Source organism: Lactobacillus sp. UCMA15818 (assembly GCF_030400225.1).
Lineage (GTDB): Bacteria > Bacillota > Bacilli > Lactobacillales > Lactobacillaceae > Liquorilactobacillus.
On the sequence record NZ_VJYB01000020.1, the window covers coordinates 1 to 20,491 of the forward strand.

Annotated in this window: 15 protein-coding genes and 1 pseudogene; 11 read left to right on the plus strand and 5 right to left on the minus strand. The window is 35.8% G+C overall.

Annotated features, from left to right (window positions below):
- Nucleotides 1-210: 210 nt before the first annotated feature.
- Nucleotides 211-357, minus strand: coding sequence for a hypothetical protein (locus tag FFX44_RS11915; RefSeq protein WP_289981255.1), 147 nt, complete (start codon nucleotides 355-357; stop codon nucleotides 211-213).
- Between the two features lie 561 nt (nucleotides 358-918).
- On the opposite strand from FFX44_RS11915, the gene FFX44_RS11920 reads away from it, so the two are divergent.
- From FFX44_RS11920 to FFX44_RS11935, 4 genes are all read left to right on the plus strand, one after another.
- A complete protein-coding gene (locus FFX44_RS11920) occupies nucleotides 919-1,161 on the plus strand; it encodes an AbrB family transcriptional regulator (protein WP_289981256.1) in 243 nt (80 codons plus the stop codon).
- On the plus strand, nucleotides 1,133-1,522 hold the full coding sequence (locus FFX44_RS11925) for a type II toxin-antitoxin system PemK/MazF family toxin (protein WP_289981257.1): 390 nt from the start codon (nucleotides 1,133-1,135) through the stop codon (nucleotides 1,520-1,522). Before FFX44_RS11920 ends, FFX44_RS11925 begins: the two co-directional genes overlap by 29 nt.
- A 319-nt stretch (nucleotides 1,523-1,841) precedes the next feature.
- Nucleotides 1,842-2,561 (plus strand): MurR/RpiR family transcriptional regulator, encoded by a 720-nt coding sequence (locus FFX44_RS11930; protein ID WP_289981277.1) that lies wholly within the window; start codon nucleotides 1,842-1,844, stop codon nucleotides 2,559-2,561.
- A 231-nt stretch (nucleotides 2,562-2,792) separates the two neighbouring features.
- Nucleotides 2,793-3,419 (plus strand): DapH/DapD/GlmU-related protein, encoded by a 627-nt coding sequence (locus FFX44_RS11935; RefSeq protein WP_289981260.1) that lies wholly within the window; start codon nucleotides 2,793-2,795, stop codon nucleotides 3,417-3,419.
- A 299-nt stretch (nucleotides 3,420-3,718) separates the two neighbouring features.
- On the opposite strand, the gene FFX44_RS11940 is transcribed toward FFX44_RS11935, so the two are convergent.
- The gene (locus FFX44_RS11940; protein ID WP_289981261.1) at nucleotides 3,719-4,903 is read right to left on the minus strand and encodes an acetate kinase; all 1,185 of its coding nucleotides are present in this window, start codon (nucleotides 4,901-4,903) and stop codon (nucleotides 3,719-3,721) included.
- A gap of 258 nt (nucleotides 4,904-5,161) precedes the next feature.
- On the opposite strand from FFX44_RS11940, the gene adhE reads away from it, so the two are divergent.
- From adhE to FFX44_RS11955, 3 genes are all read left to right on the plus strand, one after another.
- A complete protein-coding gene (adhE, locus tag FFX44_RS11945) occupies nucleotides 5,162-7,852 on the plus strand; it encodes a bifunctional acetaldehyde-CoA/alcohol dehydrogenase (protein ID WP_289981263.1) in 2,691 nt (896 codons plus the stop codon).
- Nucleotides 7,853-8,137: 285 nt separating this feature from the next.
- Entirely contained in the window at nucleotides 8,138-10,279 is a 2,142-nt protein-coding gene (locus FFX44_RS11950; RefSeq protein WP_289981264.1) for a glycosyltransferase family 39 protein, read from the plus strand.
- A 15-nt stretch (nucleotides 10,280-10,294) separates the two neighbouring features.
- The gene (locus FFX44_RS11955) at nucleotides 10,295-11,299 is read left to right on the plus strand and encodes a glycosyltransferase family 2 protein (RefSeq protein WP_289981267.1); all 1,005 of its coding nucleotides are present in this window, start codon (nucleotides 10,295-10,297) and stop codon (nucleotides 11,297-11,299) included.
- A gap of 171 nt (nucleotides 11,300-11,470) precedes the next feature.
- On the opposite strand, the gene FFX44_RS11960 is transcribed toward FFX44_RS11955, so the two are convergent.
- Nucleotides 11,471-12,421, minus strand: coding sequence for a choloylglycine hydrolase family protein (locus tag FFX44_RS11960; protein ID WP_289981270.1), 951 nt, complete (start codon nucleotides 12,419-12,421; stop codon nucleotides 11,471-11,473).
- Between the two features lie 205 nt (nucleotides 12,422-12,626).
- Here FFX44_RS11960 and FFX44_RS11965 point away from each other — a divergent pair, with 205 nt between their 5' ends.
- Together FFX44_RS11965 and FFX44_RS11970 are read left to right on the plus strand one after the other, a co-directional pair.
- Nucleotides 12,627-14,690: a methyl-accepting chemotaxis protein gene (locus tag FFX44_RS11965; protein ID WP_289981272.1), complete on the plus strand. Its 2,064-nt coding sequence runs from the start codon at nucleotides 12,627-12,629 to the stop codon at nucleotides 14,688-14,690.
- A gap of 560 nt (nucleotides 14,691-15,250) precedes the next feature.
- Nucleotides 15,251-15,817 carry a cadmium resistance transporter gene (locus tag FFX44_RS11970; protein WP_289981280.1) on the plus strand — a complete coding sequence of 189 codons (567 nt, stop codon included), beginning with the start codon at nucleotides 15,251-15,253 and terminating at the stop codon, nucleotides 15,815-15,817.
- 91 nt (nucleotides 15,818-15,908) lie between these two features.
- Here FFX44_RS11970 and FFX44_RS11975 read toward each other — a convergent pair whose 3' ends face one another.
- Nucleotides 15,909-16,826: a LysR family transcriptional regulator gene (locus FFX44_RS11975; RefSeq protein ID WP_289981274.1), complete on the minus strand. Its 918-nt coding sequence runs from the start codon at nucleotides 16,824-16,826 to the stop codon at nucleotides 15,909-15,911.
- A gap of 151 nt (nucleotides 16,827-16,977) precedes the next feature.
- On the opposite strand from FFX44_RS11975, the gene dld reads away from it, so the two are divergent.
- On the plus strand, nucleotides 16,978-18,663 hold the full coding sequence (gene dld / locus FFX44_RS11980; protein WP_289981276.1) for a D-lactate dehydrogenase: 1,686 nt from the start codon (nucleotides 16,978-16,980) through the stop codon (nucleotides 18,661-18,663).
- A gap of 379 nt (nucleotides 18,664-19,042) precedes the next feature.
- Complete coding sequence (locus tag FFX44_RS11985; protein ID WP_289981282.1) at nucleotides 19,043-20,227, plus strand: chloride channel protein; 1,185 nt, start codon at nucleotides 19,043-19,045, stop codon at nucleotides 20,225-20,227.
- Nucleotides 20,228-20,280: 53 nt separating this feature from the next.
- On the opposite strand, the pseudogene FFX44_RS11990 reads toward FFX44_RS11985, so the two are convergent.
- A pseudogene (locus tag FFX44_RS11990) lies at nucleotides 20,281-20,491 on the minus strand (hypothetical protein); the annotation flags it as partial.

Consider the following 20,491-nt stretch of genomic DNA (forward strand, 5'->3'; position numbering starts at 1 on the left):
TAATGAATTTTCACCATTTAAATATTCTTTAACAACTTTCAGCTTAAAACTGTAGGTATAATTACGTGTCAAAAAAGCACCTCCAAAACTTGATTTACACGTCCAAGTTTTGTAAGGCACTTCACTTATGGCACACTCCCTTGATCAAAATCAGCGCTGAGTTCTGAACTTCGCCAATCAATTGGTTAAAGTTCACAAATTAGCAACTTGTCAGTAACTCTGTTGTTCATTCCAAGTTAGTTGATTAGCGAAAATTACTAACTCATCTAAGACTTGCTGATAGTTTTGTCGATTATCAACCTCAGTTTTATATTGCAGGTTGTCATGTAAAGACTGTTTTAGTCGCTGAGTTGACACAATATTAATCTCTTTCATCAATACAGTGCCAAAAAATGGAACTACTCGTTGTCAATTAGACAGTCAAAACAATTAAAATACTATAGGCACTTTCTTGAACAGCATGATTTTGATATTCTATAGATAAATGAAAGGAAGACAAAAATTTATTTGTTTAGATGGATTTTTGCATAGAATTGAAGAGATATTTAATACCCAGATTGTAAAATTAAGTTAGAAATAAAAAAGCCATTTGTGATGTGACCCCCCAAGGCTGGACACTAAATCCAACCTTTATTTGAGTTAGCTGGATCAATTTGGTTTTTTGTGCATAAGTAGATGGTACATAGTTTATTGTGCTGCCCATACCGCTCTTCTTTAATGAAGGTTGAATTTCTCATAAACTTCTCTGATGCTAGTATGAATTCATGGACACGATCTGGTAGAATTTTAAATCTGAATTGATACAGCATAATCCATTAGATGAATTGGACTTATGACTACTAGGATATAGGTTACATAATAATGCTATTTGCTTAATGGCGTAATTACAGTTATAATTACATAAAGGAGATGATTATTATGACTGTAAAAACTCGAAAACAAGGTAATTCAATAATGGTTACAATCCCTGCAGAATTTAATATTGGAGTCAATGCTGAATATGAGCCAATAATTGATGAGAATGGAGTTATAAGTTTTATGCCAGTACGAAGTAATTTATTTAAACAAAATCCGGACTATGACTTGCGGAAAGCAATTAATGATGAAAAGATCCCTGATAATGGAAAATTAGTTGGAAAAGAGGACTTCTGGCATGAATAAAGACATGCCAAAACAAGGTGATTTAATTTGGATCAATAGTGAGCCACATGCAGGGCATGAGTATGGAGCTCATGATGTAAGTGCCAGCAATACGTTTCGTCCCATGTTAGTAATGAGCGATCTTGCTTATAATCAACGAACGGGAATGATCGTTGGATTTCCAATAGCTCATACTACACATATAAGCAAACCTTTTCAGCTTGAACTTTCAGGCCATAAGATTAGTGGTCATGTTATTTTGACAGGGCTTTTAGGCTATGATTATCTAGCACGAGCGGGAAAAACTATAGATCATGTTAGCGCAAAAGAACTTCTTCAAGCTAAAAGAGCTGTTAAGGATATATTTGGATTTCTAGATTAGTACATATAAATGTGTGTGCTAATTTTTTTGCATCTTAAGGGTGACTGCCATAAGTCCTAAGTAAAAGAGGAACTGAGTCGTAAGTTATATTTGACTCAGTTTTTTTGTGTGCACTTGAATTACTGGATTTACAGCTCGTCACAGTAATAATTTTTATGCGCAATCTATAACACGATATTTGCCTTGTGGACAACGTAACATGTTATGCAATATGAAACAAAATACATGATAGTCAATCCCGTGCCAAGCATACTTCAAACTATATAATTAAGCGATTACACGAAGTATAGTAAAACTGTAAAGAAATACTCGAGGATTTCTGAAGCATAATAATAACAAATTGAAAAATAAGAGTATCAGACAAGTAGCCGCTGCATGCTTTGTTTCAACGACTACATTTTTAAGATTTGTGCGCAAAATAGGATTTTCTGATTATAGTGAATTCAGTACAGTAATTAAATATACTGTTTTGAATAGTACTGAGAAAAGTGAAACAGCTGTAAATTTTGTTGAGAAACAAGAACAATATCGAAATGAATATTTGAAAAATATTGAAGAAACCGTCCGCGTATTGGACAATCGAAAATTATTGGAAATTTGTCAACAACTAGATAAGCAGCCCAAAATCTATTTTTATGCTAAAGGATTTAGTAAATATGCTGCAGAGTATGTAGAATATTTATATACATTAAATAACTTTATTATTATTTTTCCCAAGAACTATGAGCAGCGAAAGCTGGCTTATCGAAATATTAGTAAGAATGATATTATCTTTGTTTTTGATTATGCTGGCGAAGATAGCGAACTTATCCAAATTATTCAGCGCTTAAAGAGTAGTACGCAATATGCTTCATTAGTTTCGATTACAGGAGCTAATAATAATACTATTCAAAATATGAGTGACGAGAACTTATATATATTTACTGATGAGCTAAAAATAGATACTGTTGATATGACATCACATGTCTCGCTGATTGCTATTATGGAATTATTATTGTATCAATATTTTGAATATAAGAAAGATAAATTAGGTAAGTAATGGGGAAAAAACTTAATGCAGGTCGTTTTGAATTAAGAGCTACTGGCTGACATTTCTTTGAAATATTATGCATTTAGTTCAAGTTTCCTTTTTAATAAAGATGAATATCTAAGAGGACGGAAATAATTAAATTTGTTAATCGCTTTTTATTTTGTACATCAGCAACCATTGCATTATAATGATGGTGCTAAATAAACTAGGGATAAGTTATGGAGAAAGAGGGCCTGAATTATGCATATTGAATTTCCAAATCTGTCAAGAGACAAGCCAGTGATTGGTAAAGGAACGCAATTAAAACGGACTAAGTTGGGGCAATGGGTTGAATTAGGAGAAAATAATCTGATCGACAATTGTGTAGTTGGTGACTATAACTACACAGGACAATATTGCTTCATGCAAAATAGCGATTTGAAGAAGTTTATTAGCATTGCTGCTCAAGTTCGGATTGGGCCAACTAATCATCCATATGACCGTGTCTCACAGCATATTTTTTCATATAACGGTGCTTCATATGGTTTTGCTCAAAAAGACACTGAGTTCATAGAAAAGCGGCGACAGATAAGAACAACAATTGGAAATGATGTTTGGATTGGACATGGTGCAATTATTCAGTCGGGTTTAACCGTTGGGGATGGCGCGGTAATTGGATCAGGGGCTGTGGTAACACATGATGTTGCACCATATACAATTGTCGGTGGTGTGGCAGCAAAAGTGATTAAAGAGCGTTTTCCAGATGAAATTAAAAATGATTTAGAAAGAATTGCCTGGTGGGATTGGTCGCGGGGAAAGTTAGAAAAATATTATTTGGATTTCAGGTTGCCAGTTGCGGAATTCGTAAAAAAACATGTAAATGATTGAATCCGTATGTATTTTTTGAAATAACAAGTTATTTAATCTTTAAAGTGTAGTTGCAGTGTACAGGACAGAAATGTCCTTTTTTTTGAAAAATTAGCAAGTATGACATAGGTTAATAATGGAGCTGGATCAAAATTTAATCTTTGACCCAGCTCCAGAGAGTTATATATGAATAGAGATTCAATTAGAGGTACTCAGAAATCGTGTTAAAGATTTGCAAAATTTGAATGGTCGCTAGAAATTGTGAACATAATAGCTCTTGATTAACATTACTAATAATTAATTGCGGGTTTACTAAGTGATTATTCGACTGAAATCAGTTCATAAGCATCTCTAGCAATCATGAGTTCCTCATCTGTTGGAATTACCAACAAGCGTGCTTGACTATCTCTGGTTGCAAAATCAAAAGACTGACTATGAGATTGATTTTGCACTGACTGAAATTTAATTCCTAAGCAATTTAGATGTTCACTAATCAGTTCACGCAAGTGATTATCATTTTCACCAATTCCACCGGTAAAAACTAAAGCATCAGCCCCGCCTAATTCCAACCAGTATGAACCAATATAATCACAAATTCGTTTTACAAACATTTTAATTGCTAGTGCGGCTTGCGGATTGCTTGTTGCTTCGCGTTCAATTTTGCGCATATCCCGACTGACCTCTGAGACTCCAAGCAATCCGGAATGCTGATTTAAGATTCTCATGCATTCATCCATATTTGAAAAGGCGTGATGTTTCAATAAATAGACTAAGGCTGACGGATCAATATCACCGCTGCGAGTGCTCATCATCAGTCCTGTTAATGGAGAAAAACCCATTGAGGTGTCATAACTTTTACCGTCTTTAATCGCGGTTACTGAAGCTCCGGAACCTAAATGTAATGTAATTAATTTTAACTCATTTAATGGTAGCTTCAACATCTTAGCAGCTTGCTGGGCAACAAAGCGGTGACTGGTACCATGTGCCCCGTATTTTCTAACCTTGTATTTTCGATAATATTCAAGTGGTAATGCGTATAAAAAGTTTTCTGGAGGAAGATCAGTATGAAAAGAAGTATCAAAAACCGCAATTTGAGGACACTCTGGTAATAATTGCTGTGCATCCAAAATCCCAGCTATATTTGCTGGATTATGCAATGGTGCTAGTTCATTAATACTTTCCAATTTTTGCATCATTTCTGGTGTAATTTCTGTCGAATGCTGAAAAAGTTCTCCACCTGAAACAATTCGGTGGCCAATCGCTGCAATTTCTTGCGGATCGGTAATAATTTGGTATTTTTGCAATAATTTTAGAGCGAGTTCAACTGGTGTGATCTCTTTGCTATAATGTTGTGCAACTAGTTCATGATTGGGTAGTGTGAGGGTTACTAATTGGTCGTCTGAGTAATCCACCATAATCTTTGCTAGACGATGCTCTGTTGGCATTGCAAACAAACTAATTTTTAACGATGAACTGCCAGAATTAATCGATAATACTTTTTTCATCAATAAAATCTCCCTTTATACATGTGATTATATTCACATAAAATAGTAACACTATAATTTTTTTTGTCAATTGTTTGTTTTTTACTACTATGTAAAAGCCTAACTGTAGCAAAATAAGAGTAAATAAATTGATTTTTATTTTATTAATCAAAAGTATTGTAATTCACAATCAAAAGGGATAATATATGGTTGTACCCAAAATAGTGATTTATTTCACAATTAATTAAAGCAAAAATTAGGTTTAGGGAGGATTATCATATGACGGTTACTAAAAAGGTTAGAAAAGTGCTTTCCCCTGAAGAAAAGGCGAAACAATATAAGCAAGCTGAGAGTTATACAGACAGCTTAGTTGAAAAAGCTTTGGTTGCTGAGAAGTCCTATGCTTCTTATACTCAGGCAGAAGTTGATAAAATAGTTGCGGCTGCAGCTCTAGCAGGTTCTGAGGCAGCATTGTTGCTTGCACATGAAGCAGTTGATGAAACTCAACGTGGTGTTGTTGAGGATAAAGATACAAAAAATCGTTTTGCAACAGAAAATGTATATAATCTGATTAAGGATGAAAAGACAGTAGGAATTATTGGTGAGGATAAGGTTGCTGGACAAGTTAAAATTGCAGCTCCATTGGGAGTTTTAGCTGGAATTGTTCCAACTACTAATCCGACATCAACAGCAATGTTCAAAACTTTGTTAGCGCTTAAGACACGAAATGCAATTATTTTTGCTTTCCATCCACAAGCACAAAAATGTTCTGCTCATGCAGCAAAGATCCTGTATGATGCTGCAATTGCTGCGGGTGCTCCGAAAAATATCGTTCAGTGGGTTGAAGTCCCAAGTTTAGACAATACAACAGCCTTGATTCGCAATCCAAAAATTGCTTCGATTTTAGCTACTGGTGGTCCGGGAATGGTCAATGCAGCACTAAAATCTGGAAATCCTTCAATGGGTGTTGGTGCAGGAAATGGTGCAATTTTTGTCGATCATACAGCTGACTTAGACCGAGCAGTTGAAGATTTACTTTTATCGAAGAGATTTGATAACGGAATGATTTGTGCAACCGAGAATTCTGTGATTGTAGAAGCACCAGTTTATAACGACTGGTTGAAAAAAATTCAGAATAAAGGGGCATATATTGTTCCTAAGAAAGATTATCAAAAAATTGCTGATTTTGTTTTCAACGACCAACATGGTGTCAATGGACCAGTTGCCGGTAAACCAGCCAGCTGGATTGCTGATCAGGCAGGTGTTGATTTACCAGCGGATAAAGATGTTATGTTGTTTGAGCTCGATTCGAAAGACATTGGTGAGAAACTTTCTTCTGAAAAGCTTTCACCATTACTGTCAGTTTATAAAGCTCAAGATCGTCAAGATGGAATCAAAATTGTCAGCAAACTGCTCAACTATCAAGGTGCCGGTCATAACGCAGCTATTCAAATTGGTTCACAGTCAGATCCATTTATCAATGATTATGCAGATCAGACTAAGGCTGCGCGAATCTTGGTCAATCAACCAGATTCACTTGGCGGAATAGGTGATGTTTATTCTGATGCATTACGTCCAAGTATGACGCTCGGAACCGGATCATGGGGGAAAAATTCATTGTCACATAATTTATCAACCAACGATTTATTAAATGTAAAGACTGTTGCTAAGCGTCGAAACCGGCCACAATGGGTTCGTTTACCAGAAAAAATTTATTATGAGAAAAATGCAGTTTCCTATCTGCAAGATCAAATCGAACATATTGACCGTGCATTTGTTGTTGCGGATCCTGGAATGGTTAAATTTGGTTTTGTTGATAAACTTTATGATCAATTGGCTCTGCGCGAAGAACCAGTTAAGACTTCGATTTACGGTACAGTTCAACCTGATCCAACATTGGGTCAAACAATCGAAATTGCAAGACAGATGGCTCAATTCCAACCAGATACTATCATTGCTATTGGTGGTGGATCGGCTTTGGATGCTGCTAAGATTGCACGGTTCATTTATGAGTATTCTCTCGACCAACCAGCTGGATTCTTGGAAAGCTACGAACAAGTTAGTGAACTCTTCACGCGTTTGCAACAGAAGTTCATTGATATTCGGAAACGAATTGTTAAGTTCCATCATCAGTTAAATACTAAGCTAGTAGCGGTTCCAACTACTTCTGGTACAGGATCTGAAGTGACACCATATGCGGTTATTACTGATGATAATACGCATGTTAAATATCCATTAACAGACTATGAATTGACACCACAAATTGCGATTGTTGATCCTGAATTTGTTATGACGGTGCCAAAACGTACAGTTGCTTGGTCAGGTCTCGATAGTCTATCACATGCACTTGAATCTTACGTTTCGGTGATGGCTTCTGACTTTACCCGTCCATGGGCATTGCAAGCAATTAAGTTAGTCTTTGAAAATTTGGCTGAATCGTATAAATTTGATGCAAAGCATCCAACACGTGAAGGTGAAAAAGCTCGTGAGAACATGCATTACGCTGCTTGCTTAGCCGGAATGTCATTTGCGAATGCGTTCTTGGGTATCAATCACTCAGTAGCACATAAAACTGGTGGTGAATTTGGTTTACCTCATGGCTTGGCAATTTCTATTGCAATGCAGCATGTCATCCGCTTCAATGGTGTCGCTGGTAAGGTTAAACGGACACCTTTCCCTCGTTATGAAGTGTATAGTGGGCAAAAAGATTATGCTGATATCGCACGTTTTATCGGTCTTCAAGGTAAAGATGATGCTGAATTAGTTGAAAAGCTCTGCCAAAAGATTGAAGAATTAATGACAGCAGTCGAAGTAACACCAAAATTATCGGCCAACGGTGTTACTAAGGAACACTTTGAGGCATCACTAGATAAATTAGTGGATTTGGTTTATAACGACCAATGTACACCAGCTAATCCGCGCCAACCTAGCTTGGCTGAAATTCGTCAGGTGTTGATTGATCAATTCTAGATTTTTGTTAACTGATTTAAAGTGGGCAAAAAAAGTTAATACTAAATGTAGGATGCTTATCAGTTTTACTGATTGAATTAGGAGCTCTCTTCGGAGGGCTTTTTTGTTTATGGGCAAAAAGATTAATAGATTGTTTTGAGCTTTTATTAAGTAATTCTGCAAATAATTAAGAAAGTATTTTATATTTAAATGAAAGTTAAATTTGTATAAGAATATTTATAATATTTGTCATGCAAACTTCAAATATCTTTGATAAATTAAATTATTGAGAGGGGTGAAGTGGTTATGGAAAAACGCAAAGAATTATTTCCTAAAAAACGCATGAGAGTTGATTTTTGGCTGATTGTTATATTGGTATTGGCTGCTTTTTTATATGGGTGGAATATCTGGAAAGCAGGTAGTGCAAATTCGTTTTATACATCTGCAATTATTAGTATGTCAGAAAGCTGGAAGAATTTTTGGTATGCAAGTTTTGATCCAGCTGGTTTTATTACAGTCGATAAGCCTCCAGTAGCATTGTGGTTTATGGTGATTTTTGTAAAAATTTTTGGATTGCATGGCTGGAGCATAGTTATTTCTTCAGTATTGTTTAGTTTAGGATCGATTTTCTTGATCTATAAAATGGTAAAGCCTTATTTTGGTGTTTTAGCTGCTAGAATAGCTGCACTTTTGATGACATTAACTCCAATTGTTGTGGCTGATGCAAGAACAAATAATATGGATGCAACATTGGTATTTTTTTTGTTGCTTGCATGCTTTGTTTTACAAAAAGCAGTTAATAAACATAGTATCTGGTTAGTAGCTTTAGCCTTTGCTCTCGTTGGAATTTCTTTTAATATCAAGATGTTGCAAGCATTTATGATTCTTCCAGCGATGTACATTTTTTATTGGATTGCAAGTAAGGACAGCTGGAAAAAAATTTTATGTGGGAGTGTTGTTGGTACAGTTGCTTTAATAATTTTTACCTTATCATGGCCTTTAGCAGTTGATTCGGTAAGTAAAGAAAACCGTCCCTATATAGGTTCTTCAACCAACAATTCGGTGTTGAACCTAGCCTTTGGTTATAATGGAACACAAAGATTATTAGGACAAACAACGGGAACTGGCGGCACATTTACTGGCATGGAAAACAACAAAAAGAGTACAAAGACGGGTACAGGAAATGGCAATAAGACCGGTGGGAAAACGCCCAGCATGACGAAGGGGAAAGTTACAGGTGGTGGAAATACCGGTGGTAATAGTATTTTTAATGTTGGAACTGCTGGAGTGACACGTCTTTTTCAAACGGCACTCGGACAACAAATCAGTTGGTATCTTCCCCTTGCATTATTCGGGTTAATAATTGCTTATCTTGCAGCATACGATACCAGGAGAAAATGGTGGCAGGTCAATCGCAGGCAGGAGCAGTTAATCTACTGGGCTGGATGGCTCGTTCCAGTAGCTGGATTCTTTAGCGTTGCCAGCTTTTTCCATCCATACTATACAATAATGCTGGCACCCCCAGTTGTGGTACTTGCCGCAGTTGGAATCTCATCATTCATTGAGTCGTTGAACACAATTCCAAACAAGAGAGATTGCTGGATTAGAGGAATTATGGGGCTAGCAATTACCACAAATGGTTTGCTGCAAGCATTCTTTGTTTGGGAATATTCCAGCTTGTTTGGGATTATTGTTGCTGCAGTTTCAATCATAATGAGTGGTTTCATCATCTTTAGTCGTTCAAGGATTAAACTGTTCACAATAATCGGGTTGCTTGGATTAATCTGCTTACCAGCTTTTTGGTCGTTTACGCCGACAATTGCGGCAGAATCGGCAGCAATTCCAACATCAGGGCCTAGCTTGCTTAGTGGAAATAGTCAAAGCTTGGGTTCAGTAGGGAGCAGTTCTGTAAATACCAAATTAATAAGTTATCTTAAAAAGCATAATGGTTCAAAAGCTAAATATCTTTTTGCAACTACTGATTCAAATACAGCAGCACCTTACATTATTAAGACCAAAAAAGCAGTAATGACAATTGGTGGATATAATGGGACTGATAATGCAATAACACTTAAACAGTTCAAAAAGTTAGTTAAGAAAGGTGAAATCAAGTATTTCTATATATCTAGTCATACTAGTAACAATGCGATTATACGCTGGGTAAAGAAATATGGTAAAAAGATTAGTGCAAGCACCTATGGAGGAAATTCTTCAAGTACAACACCATCTGGTATGAGTAAGAAGGGTGGTCGTGGGCCACAACAATCCGCAAAAGGTGGACCAGGTGGCAAGAAGAATATGGCGAAATTCCAAGGAAAGAAGCCAAAGAAGATGGGCAAAATGGGTAAAATGGTTAAAAATAAGAAGAATAAGAAAAGTAATACTGCTGGGAAAATGAGTGGTGGTATGGGTCAACAGCAATCAAGTGTTCTTTATGAACTTGACTAAAAAGAAGGTGATGTCATGTCTGAACCATTATTAACAATAGTAGTTCCATGTTATAACGAAGAGGAAGTGTTGACAGAAAGCTCGCAGCAATTGGATAAAGTCCTGGTTGAGTTGATTAATCAGCAACAAGTTAGTTCAAAAAGTAAATTATTATTTGTGAACGATGGCAGCACGGATGATACATGGAAGATTATAAAGGAACTTCAAAAAGCAAAGTCTGAATTTGAAGGAATAAGTTTCAGTCGTAATTTTGGACATCAAAATGCTTTAATTGCGGGTATGGCAACGGTAAATAAGTACTCTGATATTATTATAACTATTGATGCAGACTTACAAGATGATATTGCCTGTATTGCTGAAATGGTTGAGAAATATCGAGCAGAAAATGATATTGTCTATGCTGTGCGCAATGATCGCAAATCCGATACGATTTTCAAAAGACAATCTGCCGAACTTTTTTATTGGCTGATGAAAAAAATGGGTGTGAATCTGGTACCTAATCATTCTGATTATAGGTTATTGTCAAAACGAGCTGTGTCCACGTTACTCCAGTATCATGAGGAGAATCTTTTTCTTAGAGCCATTGTACCAACATTGGGTTATAAGTCTGACATAGTTTATTACAAAAGAAAAGAGCGTTTTGCGGGTACTAGCCACTATCCATTGAAGAAAATGATTAACTTTGCGCTTGATGGAATAACTTCATTCACAATCTCACCTATCAGAATAATTATGTATTTGGGATTATTGATAATGTTGGTAAGCGGTCTGGGACTTTGTGCTTTGGTTGGAACGTATTTTTATTTGCACACGGTATCTGGATGGACCTCGATAATGGTCTCAATCTTCTTTTTCTCCGGGTTCCAACTTGTAACAATATGTATTGTTGGAACGTATGTGGGGAAAACATATATTGAAACAAAGCATAGGCCACAATATATTATTGAAGAACAAACATTTTCAGCTACTCAACTTGCTAGTGAACAAAGGGGTGATGCATTGAGGGAAAAACAAATGTAAAAAAGTAAGGGCGACATAAGTCAATAAAATTTAAGTGATTTTGACTTATGGAACATATTTATACGAAACTAAAAGAGGGGCAAGGTCAAGACTTAATTTTTGACCTTACTCCTCTTTGTGCTGTGTTCCATTCCAATTTCAATTTTTTTTACCGCAATCTTTATTTACCAATTAAAATATTTTGACATCTGAACTTTGTAGAAGCTCCTCAGTAATATCAGCACGTGTAAGCATGGTATCATCATAAGCCATAAAGTAATAACTTAAACTATCTAAATCCATAACTGCTTTATATTGTGTGTAGTCTGAAACATTCTTTGCTGTTATCTTAACTCCCTTTGGAATATCAACTGCGTTTAAGATGTGCAGTACTGCATTGACACCATTCTTAATACCTTTTGTCGCTGCAGAATACTGACGTAGAAATGCTGCTCTGACAAATCTTGATGCTGATGTATAGTCGCCTGGTAGACCAAGTGCACCAGATCCTGGACCATCTGGAACAGTGGTGTAGTCACCATATTGTTTTGCTGCAAATTCTGTAGGCTGCAAATTTGTATAATGATTCAAGTTATCCAAATGCCATGAGAATTCTGGTGAATTAGTCATAACACCAACTTGATTATGATAAAAATTAGAGCCAGTCTTCGTGATTTCTAGAACACCAGTATTTCCAGTCTTATCTGCAACTATCCAGTGGAGTGGGACATTAACCTGGAGCAATGGATTTATGACATCCACCACATTGATTTTTTGACAACGCTGTTCAAATTCTGCAACTGATGAGATATTTCCTAAAGCCCATGACACCATGTCGGTTGATGATATATTTAATGCATCTTTCTTTGCTTCTGAGCTATATTTTGCATTTTTTTCGAAATATAACGAAGATATTGAAAAGCCGTGTTCATTAAAACCATCTGCAAAGATAAATCCGTTGATGTCTTTACCTGCTCCGATGAAACCATATTTGTTTGTAAATTCTGTCCCTGGTATTAAGGATTCAAACTTGTGATTACGTGGTACATAGATTGGTCGTGCATCTAGTTCAAAAGAAAAATCCATTGTTCTAGCTGAAAAATGAAGATTGTCCTCTGTCAAAAAAGTTATTGCTGTACACATATGCTCCCGCCCTTTCACTGATTAAATAATTATTGATCCAACTCGATAGTAGAACTATTTTGTAGATATAGCAAGGAACAGGCAGTGCGTAAAGTTACAATACTGGCATATCGACTTGCCAAATTCATAATTACCTCTTTATTTTCAGAAAAAAACACCGATTGAGCTTTATAGGTGTTTTTAGATAAAGAGGAGTGTTTATTAGATGAAAATGAAGAAAAGTTTAGGAAAATTTGTCTGGAATTTATTAGTATGGTTCACTGTTATTACTGCTTTTTTGGTACTGTTTTTCTCTTATATTTCGACGAAAACAATGCTGACTACACGTAATGAGAACAGTCAAAAGGGCGCTGTTAATACACTAGTTACTAGTAATAATGATCTACATACTTCAACGAACCAAGAATTAAATAAATTAGCAACATCATCCATTTTTGCAAAATCAGATTATAATTCTAAAGCAATCCGTTATGCGCTAAGAATGGTAAAAAGAGGTAACACTGAAATGGAACAAATTGAATTTGGATCTACTAAAGGAGAAATGATTACCTTTGCTGAATTGCCAGCAGGTTTCAATCCGCGTGAACGTCCTTGGTATAAGGGAGCAATCAAAAACGATGGGAAGGTATTTTGGACAAGTCCATATAAAGATGCTGGAACCGGGAAAATGCTAACTACAGCTGCAATTGCAGTGAAGGATAGTCAAGGGAAAACAATTGGTGTTTTAGGAATTGACTTATCGTATAATGGGATTCAAAAAACCATTTCTGGGCTAAATATTGGCCGAACAGGCAGTGTAACTCTCGTGTCTAATAATGGAACAGTTATTGCTTCAAAAGGCAAGTCAAAAAAATATACTTTTGCTAGTGGTAAAGACATTGCAGGCAACTCTGTCTTCAAAGCACTCACAGCTGCAAAACAAAAACAAGGAATTTTAAAAGTTAAAAATAGCAGTACCGATCAAATTTTGTATAACAAAAAAGGAAACGAATGGTCTTTTTCTGTTGTAGACCAAAATGACTTAAACACCGAACTAGATGCTTTGCTAATAATTTCGATTACTATCATGTTGGTATTAGTCGTTATCGTATCATTTTATGCATTGTATGCTTCAAAATTCATTAAAGAAACAGTTTCCATATATATTCAGCATTTCGAGGCTGCAAGCAATGGGAAATTCAAGAAGATAAGTACTCCTAGTGTGAATAAGAACTTATTTAGAGTTATCTTTCAGCCAAAAGAATTGGGACGCAGACTCAGCAAACCAGATGAAACAGGGCATGAATTTAATCAAATTGCCTTTCATTACAATAAAATGGTTGATGCTGTGGGTAAAGTAATTGGTAGTGTACAAGAAGAAAGTGTAACAGTTGCAAATAAGTCAAATTCATTATTAGACTTATCACAACAAACAAACAAAGCAACGGAGGAAGTCGCACAGGCAATTACAGGAGTTGCCGAAGTAACTACTTCCCAGGCACAAGAAACTTCAGACAGTGTAGGACAATTAGAAAAATTGACTACTATTATCAATAATTTAGGAAATAAGATTACACGCATGATGAAACAATCACAGAATTCAGGTGAAATGAATCAGGAAAATCTTAAAATCACTAATCATGTTGCAGATAACTGGGAAAGTGAATTATCTAAAACAAAGGAATTAGGAGAAAGCATCAAAGCTTTGAACAAGCAAGTTCAGAGTATCAACAAAATTGTAACTGTCATCAGTGGTATTTCACAACAGACTAACTTGTTGGCTTTAAATGCTTCAATTGAAGCCGCAAGTGCAGGTGAAGCTGGAAAAGGGTTTGCTGTGGTTGCAACGGAAATCCGAAAACTATCTGATCAGAGTAAAACATCAACCAAGGAAATTATTGAAATTTTGGGAAAAATCCGAAATGATGCTGATGAAATTGCCAATAAAATGAATATTTCGATTGAAGGCGGAGAAAAGCAAACTCAATTAATTGAACATGCTATTACCTCTTCAAAAAATGTTTTTGATGTGAACCAAGAGCTAATTCTTGGGATCCAAGAAATCGAAGAAGCCAGTCAAAAAATTGAAAAGATTCAAAACAAGGTGCAGGCAAGTTTGGAGAATATTGCTGCTTCTACAGAAGAAAATTCAGCTGGTACAGAAGAAGTTTCAGCAAATTCAGAGGAAGTTCAGGCATCAATGGAAGAATTTACTAATCATGTAGCTAAGCTGCAAGCTTCTTCTAGCACATTAAAAGAAGCCGTTGGAACCTTCAAATTTGAAAATTGATTATAATTATTTCGCATTACAAGTGTACAAGATGTAAATCTTAGAAAGGTGAACTAAGCTAGAAGTACTGAATTATTAATTTTTTCGAGAACAGGAGCTAGGTCAAAAGTTAAATTTTGATCTAGCTCCTGTTCTCCGTTTAGTAAAGCTTCTAATTTTTATTTTTGAATCTTTGAACTAGTGATTGAGGATTAGTTTAATTAAAACCAGAGATAATTGCTGCAATAAAGTATTGAATTTTAATATAACTAAAAAGGAAGCAAACAATATTACTAAGGTCATAGACGGGGGCTGAGTCAAAAGTTAAATTTTGATTCAGTTTCTCTATTTATTCCGTATAAACGTGTTTCATAAGTCAAAACTCTCCGTCTAGCTTCGAATTACTCATAGCAAAGTACTCACGATGTTCGTAATTTCGAGTTAATACTCAAATTTTCCCGACTTATGGCACACTCCCGTATCAGGATATTGGTTAACTATTACTTGCATTTAATAAGATAAGCTGTAATATATATGTATTAACTAACATATGTTTAATTAAACATATGAAAAGAGGAAGAATCTTGAACTATTGGCTATTAACTTTAACCTTTATCAGTGTTAACTTAGATTTTTTTTTCATGCTTATTTTTTTACTGAAGAAGAATAGACTATTACGTGTCATGTTAGGATACTTACTAGGAAATCTGATTTTGTTAATTGCTAGCTATGTACTTGGGAGGGCGTTAGCAGTTTTTTTACCAGAGTGGGTATTAGGAATATTAGGAATTCTGCCAATTTATATGGCCTTTCATGATGATGACGATGATGAAAAAACTACTAACCATAAGTCACAGGTATTAAGCGTAATGTTTACTTATTTATCCGTATGCGCTGGTTGTAATCTTTCAATTTTCTTACCAGTATTGGTTGGTGAGAACCTAGGACATTTTCTATTGACCTTAGTATTTATTAGTATATTAACTATTTTGGTAGTCTTCTTAATTAAGCTAGTTGCCGATATTCCAATCGTTTCTAAAGTGATGGCAGCGTATGGTGAAAAACTGATGAAAATTTGTTATGTCGTTATTGGTCTGTACGTCTTTTGGGATAGTGGCTTGATCAGTCATTTAAGCGCATTATTTTAATTATGATGGAAAATTTTATCTGCAATAATTTTTCTCATTTGTATATCGTTAATCTGAAACTAGCAAGTAATACTAATTCCATTACTTTCAGCTAAGATTGAATATTGAGTTTAGTCCCTAATTCACCAGCAATGAATTCTAATCGTTCTTTTTGTGCAGTCGTGAAATAATGGTTACGGCGATAGGCAATACTTGCAATTAGCTGCGGTTGAACTTTATCCAGCAGCGGAATACTGACAATGTTGGGCTGATTATTTTGTGCAACTTCGGAGAGAATAGTGATCCCGATATTTTGTGAAACCATATCCATTAAGAAGCTCACGTTATTGGTTTCGAGACCAACATTTAGCTGCAATTTGTATGTTTTAGACAAGATTTGTGCAACTTTTAAATGAACAAAGTTTTGATTTAATAATATAAAGTTTTCATCTTTTAGCTCAGAAAAGTAAACACCCTTTTTCTGTGCTAAGGGATGTTTTTTTGAGACGAAGATGTGAAAGCTGCTTGTTGCAAAATTTTGGATAATTAAGTCGTTTTGAGTAGGTTCAGTGAGTTCTTCAGTGCTCAGTGAACCAATCAAAGCAGCATCGATTTTACCATTTTTTAGGGATCTTCTAAGACTGTTGGATCCTGATTCGTAGATTTTGATATGATTCAGTAACCCCCTGTCATTAAGCCTTTCTGCAATCTTGTAAAAATATGTATTTTCAATGATAGAGGCCAATCCCAAGTTGAAGACTTTTGTACCGAGCCGCTTAATTTCCTTTTTTGCAGCTTCGAATTCATTAATAATTGTAATTGAATGTTGAAATAGTTGTTCCCCTGCAGGTGTGATAATGAGTTCTTTGCGTGCTGATTCACGAATCATCAATTTTGTATCAAACAATGTTTCTAAGCGCTTAATTGAATTACTAATAGCTGGTTGACTAACATTATAGAACTTAGCAACTTTGGAGAAATTCTTTAGTACATACAATTTTCTAAAATACTGGATATCTTGAATATTCATAAATCTAGCATTCCTTTCTAATAACAGATAGTTATAGCTTTTATTAAGTTTGATTATACTCTTACTAATAATATATCCTATAAGATGTTTTTTACACAGATATTAAAATGCAGGTATGTTAGTACAAATTTTGTTTGATGAAGGAGAAAAAATGTCAACAACAGTAGAAGAATTAAACGCAGTTGTCGGAAAAAAACATGTTATTACAAACAAAGCTAAGTCACTCCGCTTTCGAAAAGGATATCGGTCAGGCAAAGGAGATGCGTTGGCTGTTGTATTTCCAGCTAATCTGGTAGAACTTTGGCAAGTGTTAACGATATTACATCAGCATGACCTGATTATCATCATGCAAGCTTCCAATACAAGCTTAACAGAAGGCTCAATACCTGCAGACGGATATGATCGTGAAGTTGTTGTGGTGAGTGGGCATCGCATCAAGAGCTTGCAGTTGATTAACCATGGAGAACAAGTCTTAGCGTTCCCGGGAACAACATTATTTAAGTTGGAGAATGCTTTAAAACCGATTAACCGTGAGCCGCATTCTGTAATTGGTTCATCGACCTTGGGTGCTTCCGTAGTTGGGGGAGTCAGCAATAATTCTGGCGGTGCATTAATTCGCCGTGGGCCTGCGTATACTGAACTATCATTGTATGCAAGAATTGACGAGAATGATGAACTTCATTTAGTTAATCATTTAGGGATTGACTTAGGTACAACACCAGAGGAAATTCTAACTAACTTAGAGCAGCGCAATTTTGACATTGATAATGTAAAAAAAGCTGAACATTATGGACATATTCCAAATTATCAGGCACGCGTCCGTGATATTGAGGCTGATACACCAGCACGGTATAACGCTGATCCACATCAATTATATGAAGTCTCAGGTTCAGCGGGCAAAGTGGCCACTTTTGCAGTTCGGCTTGACACCTTCCCCAAAGATGGCACATCACAAGTTTTCTACATCGGTACCAATCATCCTAGTGTCTTTGAGGACTTACGACGTCATATTATGAAGAATTTTGAAAACTTACCTGTTTCAGGAGAATACATGCATAGCGAGGCATACACCTTAGCTAAAAAATATGGCAAAGATTCATTAATCGTTATTGACAAGCTTGGAACAGATTTCTTACCATATTTGTTTTCTTTAAAATCAACGGCAGAAAGAATATTGGGTCATTTTCATTTTATCAAACCATATCTTCCAGATAGGGTTTTACAAAAGTTGGGTATGTTATTCCCTAATCAATTACCAAAGCGCTTGGAAGAGTTCCATGAAAAATATGAACATTACTTGATCTTAAAAATGGAGGGTGCTGGCATTCAAGAAGCACGTGAATATTTGAAAGATTATTTTCAAACTGCTGAAGGTGACTATTTTGAAGCTACTGCTAAAGAAACGAAGAGAGCCGAGCTGCACCGCTACGTAACAGCTGGGATTGCAATCCGATATCAAGAAGTCTTCCAGGATACAATTACTGATATCTTGCCTATTGATGTTGCATTGAGACGCAATGAATATGACTGGTTTGAGAAGCTGCCAAAAGAAATTGAGGATAAGATTGAGCATAAGTTATATTATGGACATTTTTTGGACCATGTGATGCACCAAGACTATATTCTAAAACCAGGGGTGGATCCACATGAATTAAAAAAAGAAATGTTAAAATTATTAGATAAGCGTGGTGCGATTTATCCTGCAGAACATAACGTTGGTCATCTGTATAAGGCCGCACCAGCATTAGTTGCACATTACAAAAAGAATGATCCAACAAATAGTTTTAACCCTGGTGTTGGTAAGACAACAATTGAAAAGTACTGGGGCGAGTATTAAGAGTATTAAATAAATAATACATGTACTTGAAAATAAGGGAATCGAGTCAAAAACCGAATTTTGATTCAGTTCCTTTATTTGGTACATATTATCTGGATATTTGAAAAAAGTAATGCACTTAAAATTTAGAATTTAAAATGATAGTAAAAGTTTGCTTAGATTGCCTTACAACATATAATCTGAGAGAATATTGTGTTACACAAGAAATTTTTATTATGGAGAGCTTATCTAGATTTGAGATGTAGTTTGTAGTTTATTATAATAAGAACTTAGGACTATCCATAATAATAAATTATATGTCAGTTAGGTTGTGTATTACGTGAAGAGTTTTTTAAAAAAAGAAAATTTTATCCTTTTGTTTTCGACAATTGTGCTTGGAATGATAGTCGGAACTAGTTCGTTATTGTTGAGCCTCTTATTAGATGGAGTTGAAAGATTATTTCTTAGCTTCCAAGAGGATGCAGCAAACCCGGCATCACTAGAAATACTTCCGGTGCATCGGCTTTTTTCAGTTTTTATAGGTGCCATAATTGCTGCGATTATTTGGTGGATTATTAGAACAAAAGTCAAAAAACCAGTGACCATCGCTAAAAGCTTAGCCGGTGAGAAAATGCCTCCCATACAGACGGCGATACATGTAATGACCCAGATTTTCTATGTAGGTACAGGTGGTTCAGTTGGACGAGAACTCGCACCAAGAGAAGCTGGAGCAATGTTGGCGCAACGTTGGAATGATTTGCTGAATAGGCTACATCTTGAGTTATCAGAAGATGACAGCAGACTGTTGATTGCGGCAGCAGCAGGTGCAGGCTTTGCGGGAATCTATAGTGCACCCATTACAGGAATGCTTTTTTGTGTAGAAATACTACTCAAGAAGGTAACTAGGAAGACAATTGTTGTAAGTCTGATTATGTCAGCAATAGCAATGCTTATGGGCACAATTGTCAAGGGATTCGGACCATATTATCTGGTTGGTAATCAACAATTTTCACTGACTTTTTTAGTATTTGTATTTTTCGTGGCACCACTTTGCGGGATACTAGGTGGAATTTTTCGGAGAAGTTTCAAATGGGCAGGAAAGTCTCAAGCAAAGGGCAAGAATATCTTATGGCAATTACCACTGATGGGATTGGTGACAGGATTAGCTGCACTCTCATTTCCGCAAATTATGGGAAATGGACGGGCATTAGCACAAATGTCCATTGATACTTTTAATCAGCAAATGATCTGGATATTACTTATCGGAGCATTTGCAAAGGCTGCGATTACTGTGTTCACTATTCGTGCGGGTGCTTCTGGCGGAACTTTGACACCATCAATTGCAATTGGAGCAGTAATCGGAACTATTTTAGGAATTATATTTCATTCTTTTTTTATTGCTGTTCCGATTTGGCAATGTTCTATATTAGGTGCATGTACATTGCTGGCTGCTTCACAACAGGCACCACTGATGGCTTTGATGATGATTATTGAAATCAGCCATCTAAATTATTCTGCTTTTTTACCACTTGGAATAGGTGTTGCATTGGCAATTGCAGCTTCAAAGCTAATTCCAGAATATTGATCTATGAACACATTTAGCAAAAAAAAGCAATCATTAGTTCAAGATCTTTAAAATTAGGGTTTGGCTAAATGTAGGAAGGGTCTGTGCCATAAGTCCTTCAAAATAGAAGAGATTAGTGAAAATCGTTCCTTGATTTTCACTAATCTCTTCTTTGGGTTTATAAAACAGTTATGATTGGTGCCCTTCGCTACCAATTTTCTAATATTCATTGCCATCAAGGCAATTCCAGCTTCTCTTTTTACCTTTTCAAGACCTCTAACAGAA

What these genes read in the sequence shown, in the direction of transcription:
- FFX44_RS11935 (WP_289981260.1), top strand. Translation starts at nt 2,793, where the DNA reads ATGCATATTGAATTTCCAAATCTGTCAAGAGACAAGCCAGTGATTGGT.
- adhE (WP_289981263.1), top strand. Translation starts at nt 5,162, where the DNA reads ATGACGGTTACTAAAAAGGTTAGAAAAGTGCTTTCCCCTGAAGAAAAG.
- FFX44_RS11940 (WP_289981261.1), bottom strand. Translation starts at nt 4,903, where the DNA reads ATGAAAAAAGTATTATCGATTAATTCTGGCAGTTCATCGTTAAAAATT.
- FFX44_RS11955 (WP_289981267.1), top strand. Translation starts at nt 10,295, where the DNA reads ATGTCTGAACCATTATTAACAATAGTAGTTCCATGTTATAACGAAGAG.
- FFX44_RS11975 (WP_289981274.1), bottom strand. Translation starts at nt 16,826, where the DNA reads ATGAATATTCAAGATATCCAGTATTTTAGAAAATTGTATGTACTAAAG.
- FFX44_RS11950 (WP_289981264.1), top strand. Translation starts at nt 8,138, where the DNA reads ATGGAAAAACGCAAAGAATTATTTCCTAAAAAACGCATGAGAGTTGAT.
- FFX44_RS11985 (WP_289981282.1), top strand. Translation starts at nt 19,043, where the DNA reads ATGATAGTCGGAACTAGTTCGTTATTGTTGAGCCTCTTATTAGATGGA.
- FFX44_RS11960 (WP_289981270.1), bottom strand. Translation starts at nt 12,421, where the DNA reads ATGTGTACAGCAATAACTTTTTTGACAGAGGACAATCTTCATTTTTCA.
- FFX44_RS11965 (WP_289981272.1), top strand. Translation starts at nt 12,627, where the DNA reads ATGAAAATGAAGAAAAGTTTAGGAAAATTTGTCTGGAATTTATTAGTA.
- dld (WP_289981276.1), top strand. Translation starts at nt 16,978, where the DNA reads ATGTCAACAACAGTAGAAGAATTAAACGCAGTTGTCGGAAAAAAACAT.
- FFX44_RS11920 (WP_289981256.1), top strand. Translation starts at nt 919, where the DNA reads ATGACTGTAAAAACTCGAAAACAAGGTAATTCAATAATGGTTACAATC.